Raw genomic sequence first — 5,688 nt, 5'->3', positions numbered from 1 at the left:
CGGGGCTGTGCTGTCGTCCTCGTCCCCCCAGATTTCCTGGACTTTTTTTTTCAGTACGAGCAGCGCCGCGGTTTCGGCAAGGGCCTTGTCTTTTCGTTTCAGCTCTTTTTCCAGGCCCCGGATGCGCTTGAGATCGGCAGCGCTACGGGGGGGCTTTTTATCCCCACCGGGTTTTTCGAGGCCGTTTAACATCCGCAGGCGCCATTGCTGGAGGTGGGTTTCATGAAGACCTTTGCGGCGCAAGAAAGCGCCGAGCTGGTCGTCAGCAAGAGTGGCAGCTTCCAGGACGGCTTTGAGTTTTTCTTCGGGGCTCCAATCCTCTGGACGTTTAGCATTCATGTGAGCTCTCATTTGGGGGGTGTTTGCGCCGTTGTCAGGAAAACCATAAGGTGGCGTAATGCCGGTTGTTTTAAGCCATCTTGACAGGGTGGATTGGGGCACGTCAACCTCTCTTGAGAGCGCGGTAGCGGAAACGGGATCGGAACCGGTCATTTTTTGAATCATTTTTCGTTTAAACATCTCCGAATAGGGCATATCAACCTCCATCGCCGCCGAATTGGGGTAAAAGGTGCAAAGAGCGGGTTTTACCACCGACTCCCCGGCACCCCACCCCGGGGTGGGGTGCCGGATACCTTCCGCACCTTGGGCATTAGAGGTGACAACTATTCTGACACAGGGGGGGGAAAGGAAAAAAACAGCGGTGTTTGACCTGAGATTTCACAAAATTTATGTAAAATGTTTTTAAAGTATGGTAGTTTTTAAAGTTGATGAAAATGTTCGCCCACCGAATGGAAAGGAGGTGAGCCCGGAGGTCAAGGTGGGAAGATGCGCGATGAGTCGGCCAATGAAGTTATCCAGTCACCAATCAAACAAGGAGCGGGGAATGAGGAAAATTGCAATTTTGACGATGGTGGTCATGTTCGGCGTATGCCTGTCTTTCAATGTTTTTGCCGCGGACAAGGCTGCCATTCAGAAGAACGTAGAGGACATCGTGGCCGCCATCGACGGCGGCAAAGCGGCCTCAGAGTTCAAGGCAGATGACTACGACCCCTATGCATTCATCATGGAAGCCGGCGGAAACATGATCGTTCATCCGACCCTGGCCGGCAAAAGCCTGAAGGAAGAGTCCAGCGCGTTGTACGACATCATCAGCCAATCTACCCCGGAGGGCATTTGGGTCGACTATGAATGGCAGGGCAAGATGAAGCATTCCTACCTCAAGACGACCGCAGGCGGCCTGATCGTGGGCAGCGGCTACTCCGACTAGCCCCCGACCTGCGCATCCCTTAAAATAAACCCAATTACACACCTTCCCTCTCACCGGACGCCGCGACATTCCGACTGAGCGGCATCCTCGAAAGGGGATGACCGGTCAGAAAAACGCCGCGCCCGGTGAGAGTTTTGCCGCAATGTCTGCGGCACCGAAAGAACCCGAATTACCGCCCCCATAACCCCGCCGTCGCTCGCCTCCGGCCCGATATGCTGAAAAATGGAGAACAACTTCCGCTGCTCGGAAGCCCTCCCATTCTCCAAAAAACTAACGCCCTCAGAGCTGGAACTCTGAAGGCGTTTTTTGTATCCGGATTTTGTATCCGGCCTACCAGATGAAGGCTTACAATTTATAACCCGTTGAATTTTATTGGTGATCCCAAGGGGAATCGAACCCCTGTTTCCGGCGTGAGAGGCCGGCGTCCTAGACCGCTAGACGATGGGACCTTGAAAATATTCAGGGGTTGAGTATCGGAAAGCCCCTTTTTTGTCAAACATTAATTTGGGATTTTGCCTGCCCCGGTGCGCCGGCGCCCCTTACGATAGCCGAAGATGAAATAAACCAGCGGGCCCAGAAAGGGCACCATCGCCACAAAACCCCAAATAGCCTTTTTTTCGATCCCGCCGAAATCTTTGTAGGCGATGTCGATCACTGCGATGCAGGTGAGAAGAAAGAACGCTGCACCGACGGCCACCCAGAAAATAACCGTGTTCAGATCCATGCCTACCCCTTCAACAAATTGGCGACTAAAAAGATAGTGTTCCCATAATACGCGCTGCGATTCTAAGGGAAAATCACCTTGAAGGCCTTCTCCCGGTCGATCCCTGGCCAAGGGACGCAGCAGGCTCGCCGGATTTCAAGATTTAAAGTCATTCATAACGATAAGGGGCAATTTTTTCAAGACTTTCCGATGACGGAAACGGTTGTGGTGCCGTCAAGGGGGCATCTTGTGCCGGCCCGGGAGGGCATGCTATGGTGCCGTGCGCGAAATTCCCCTCCCCTTAAATCCGGACGGGTCATGGTCAAAAAGAGTGTCAAAACCGTTTTCGTATGCCAGGCATGCGGCCACCAGGCCCCCAAATGGATGGGCAAATGCCCGGACTGCGGCGAGTGGGACAGCCTGGTGGAAGAGATCCGGCGGGATGGCGCCGCTGTCGGCATGGTGGCCCAGCTGACAGGCACGGGGGCCCAGCCTGTGGCCATCGACGCGGTCAACATCGACGGCGAAAAACGCCTGCAAACCCATCTCCAGGAGTTTGACCGGGTTTTGGGCGGCGGCCTGGTGGGCGGCTCGCTGGTGCTGATCGGCGGGGACCCGGGCATCGGCAAATCCACGCTGATGCTCCAGGTCCTTTTCGGTCTGGCCGGCGACAAGCATAAAGTGTTGTATGTCTCCGGGGAGGAATCCGTCAAACAGATCCGGCTTCGCAGCCAGCGTCTGGGCACCATCGCGGGCAATATGCTGGTGGTCTCAGAAACCGACCTGGATGCCATCCTGTCGATGGTGGCGGCCTGCTCCCCCGACGTTCTGGTGGTGGATTCCATCCAGACCATGTTCAGCCCGGCGCTGGCCTCCGCCCCGGGCAGCGTCAGCCAGGTGCGGGAATCGGCCATGCGGCTGATGCTGATGGCCAAGAAGAGCGGCGTCCCCACCTTCCTGGTGGGCCACGTCACCAAGGAAGGCGCTATTGCGGGCCCGCGGCTGCTGGAGCACATGGTGGACACGGTGCTCTACTTCGAGGGCGACCGCAACCACATGTTCCGCATCCTGCGGGCGGTGAAAAACCGCTTCGGCTCCACCAACGAGATCGGGGTGTTTGAGATGAAGGAAAAGGGTCTCGATGAGGTCCCCAACCCATCGGCCGTTTTTCTCTCCGAGCGCCCCGAAAACGCCCCGGGTTCGGTGGTAACCGCTAGCATGGAGGGCAGCCGGCCGCTTCTGGTGGAACTCCAGGCCCTGACCAGCAGCACCAGTTTCGGCACGCCGCGGCGCACCATTCTCGGCCTGGATCAGAACCGAGTGGCCCTGCTGGCCGCGGTGATGGAGAAAAAACTCGGCATGCACCTCATGGGCCACGACATCTTCATGAACGTGGCTGGCGGCATCAAGGTCGGCGAGCCGGCCGTGGACCTGGGCATCGTGGCGGCCCTGGCCTCCAGCTTCCTCGACAAGGCCCTGCCCGAAGGCACCATCGTTCTCGGAGAGGTGGGCCTCACCGGGGAGGTGCGCGCCATCAGCCATGTTGAAAACCGGGTGGCCGAGACCCAAAAAATGGGGTTCACCCGCTGCATTGTTCCGGCCGGCAGTTTGAAGCGCATGAAGGTGCCCGCCGGGCTCCGAGCCGTGGGCGTCAGGACCATTTCCGAAGCGGTCGAAACCCTCTTCTGACCAGATCCCGGTTGACTAAAAAAGCACCAAATTGTATGGGGATTTCGAACATCAGCATGGGCCGCGGCATCTTTGCAGCGGCCCCTTTGCGCAAGGAGCGGCGCCCATGCCCAGACGGGGCCCCAGGCCCAACCCGTGGGCGGATCACTACACCCGCCAAGCCAAAAAAGAGAACTTCGCCGCCCGCTCGGTTTACAAACTGCAGGAAATTCAGCGGCGCTGCCGCATCATCCGCAGGGGCGCGCGGGTTCTGGATCTGGGCTGCGCCCCCGGCTCCTGGCTGCAGTACGCGGCGCAGCTTACCGGCAGCGGCGGCAAGGTGGTGGGCATCGACCGCAAACCGGTCAGCGTGGCACTGCCGCCCCACGTCAGGGTCATCAGCGGCGATATTCTGGCCACACCTTCGCCGCTGGAGGAGTTTTCGCCCCAAGCCTTCGAGGTCGTGATCAGCGACATGGCGCCGGCCACCACCGGCGACAAGGCCACCGACGCAGCGCGCTCGGCGGCCCTGTGCGAGGCGGCCCTGGCCGTGGCCCTCAGGCTGCTGGCCCCGGGCGGCAACTTTGTCTGCAAGATATTCCAGGGAGAGGAGTTCAAACCCTTTGCAGAGGCCGTCAAATCGGCTTTCACCCAGCTGAAAATCCTCAAACCCCGGAGCAGCCGCAAGGCCAGCAAAGAGATCTTCATTATCGGAATCGGTAAAAAACAGGAGGCGTTATGTCCGGACACAGCAAGTGGTCGACCATCAAGCACAAAAAGGGGGCCGCGGACGCCAAACGGGGAAAAATCTTCACCCGTCTGATCAAGGAGATTACCGTGGCGGCCCGCATGGGCGGCGGCGACATCAGCGCCAATCCGCGGCTGCGCACGGCCATTGCGGCCGCCAAAACCGAAAACATGCCCAAAGACAATATCGACCGCGCCATCAAAAAAGGCACCGGTGAGCTGGAGGGGGTCAACTACGAGGAGTCCACCTATGAAGGCTACGGCCCAGGCGGCGCCGCCGTCCTCCTGGAGTCCTTGACGGACAACAAGAACCGGGCGGTGGCCGACATCCGCCACATCTTCGCCAAAAACGGCGGCAACCTCGGGGAAAACGGCTGTGTGGCCTGGATATTCGACAAGAAAGGCTACATCAACGTCGAAAAGACCGCCGCCGATGAGGATACTCTGATGGAAACCGTCCTGGAAGCGGGGGCCGAAGACGTCCGTGACGACGGCGACCATTTCGAGATCCTCACGGCTCCCGAAGATTTCGAGGCCGTCAAGGCGGCGGTTGAAGAGGCAAAGATCCCCTTCGTGGAGGCCGAGGTGACGATGCTGCCCCAGACCAGCGCCAACCTGACCGGCAAGGAAGCGGAGAAAATGATCCGGCTGATGGAGATGCTGGAGGACTGCGACGACGTTCAGAAGGTCTACACCAACGCCGATATCGCAGAGGACGTGATCGACGCCATGTAGCCCTCCGCAAGCCGCCTTTCCCCGCCTGGCTTGGCGGCAAGCCCCCGGCGGCGGCCGCGCGCCCTTGCCAAAGGGCGGAGACAGCCGCCGCCAGCAGTTCTGCCGGCGCTCAGGTGCCGCGCAGAACAAAACACCCCCAAGATCGCACCCCAACCCGGTTGGTCCCCGCGGGCAGGAAAATCGCCGGGGGCGGCATGCCGCCGCACGGCGCCAGTCGCTTGCAACGGCCTTTCGGAACAAAAAAGCCGGTGGGAATTTGCCGGCTATCGGATGGTGCCGCGGGCAGCCGGGCACCGGCTAATCGTTGAGTTCCAGCACGTCGGCCCCGGGTGGGACGCTGAAATGGAATTGGGCGGGGTCCGGGGACTGATCGAAGCGCACGTTGCGCAACATGATCCGGGTTTCATCCTCGTAGCCGTTGACCGTGTCCACCTGCGAGACGACGAAGGTCTCGGCGTCCACCGTCAGAAAGATCCTTGCCAGATCGATGTTTTTCTCCCGCGGCAGAAGCTTGAGGGTATGGGTGCCTTTGGTCTGCTGGGGGGCGAGGGCGATCACGAACTGCTTG

The 5,688-nt window shown here is 59.4% G+C and carries 7 protein-coding genes and 1 tRNA gene; 4 read left to right on the top strand and 4 right to left on the bottom strand.

The genetic code is table 11. From position 1 onward, the window contains the following. Positions 1-534, bottom strand: a 534-nt coding sequence (locus tag LJE63_17930; protein ID MCG6908485.1) for a hypothetical protein, incomplete at its 3' end; no start/stop codon positions are given. 349 nt (positions 535-883) lie between these two features. Here LJE63_17930 and LJE63_17925 point away from each other — a divergent pair. Then, positions 884-1,267: a hypothetical protein gene (locus LJE63_17925; GenBank protein MCG6908484.1), complete on the top strand. Its 384-nt coding sequence runs from the start codon at positions 884-886 to the stop codon at positions 1,265-1,267. A 373-nt stretch (positions 1,268-1,640) separates the two neighbouring features. Here the strand turns inward: LJE63_17925 and LJE63_17920 are convergent. Both LJE63_17920 and LJE63_17915 read right to left on the bottom strand, forming a co-directional pair. Beyond that, positions 1,641-1,716 (bottom strand) — tRNA-Glu (locus LJE63_17920). Between the two features lie 50 nt (positions 1,717-1,766). After that, positions 1,767-2,102, bottom strand: coding sequence for a PLD nuclease N-terminal domain-containing protein (locus tag LJE63_17915; GenBank protein MCG6908483.1), 336 nt, complete (start codon positions 2,100-2,102; stop codon positions 1,767-1,769). Positions 2,103-2,288: 186 nt separating this feature from the next. On the opposite strand from LJE63_17915, the gene radA reads away from it, so the two are divergent. The 3 genes from radA (at position 2,289) to LJE63_17900 (ending at position 5,120) form a co-directional block, all read left to right on the top strand. Beyond that, positions 2,289-3,659, top strand: a complete 1,371-nt coding sequence (radA, locus tag LJE63_17910; GenBank protein ID MCG6908482.1) for a DNA repair protein RadA — start codon at positions 2,289-2,291, stop codon at positions 3,657-3,659. Between the two features lie 106 nt (positions 3,660-3,765). Then, positions 3,766-4,461 (top strand): RlmE family RNA methyltransferase, encoded by a 696-nt coding sequence (locus LJE63_17905; GenBank protein ID MCG6908481.1) that lies wholly within the window; start codon positions 3,766-3,768, stop codon positions 4,459-4,461. After that, positions 4,377-5,120: a YebC/PmpR family DNA-binding transcriptional regulator gene (locus LJE63_17900; protein ID MCG6908480.1), complete on the top strand. Its 744-nt coding sequence runs from the start codon at positions 4,377-4,379 to the stop codon at positions 5,118-5,120. The genes LJE63_17905 and LJE63_17900 overlap by 85 nt, the downstream gene beginning before the upstream one ends. 297 nt (positions 5,121-5,417) lie before the next feature. Here LJE63_17900 and LJE63_17895 read toward each other — a convergent pair. Further along, positions 5,418-5,688 (bottom strand): outer-membrane lipoprotein carrier protein LolA (locus LJE63_17895; protein ID MCG6908479.1); only part of this gene is annotated, 271 nt, incomplete at its 5' end.

The sequence above is a fragment of the Desulfobacteraceae bacterium genome, assembly GCA_022340425.1.
Classification (GTDB): Bacteria; Desulfobacterota; Desulfobacteria; order Desulfobacterales; family JAABRJ01; genus JAABRJ01.
Note: the sequence above shows the minus strand (reverse complement) of the source record. Positions and strands in the feature narration are given on the sequence as shown.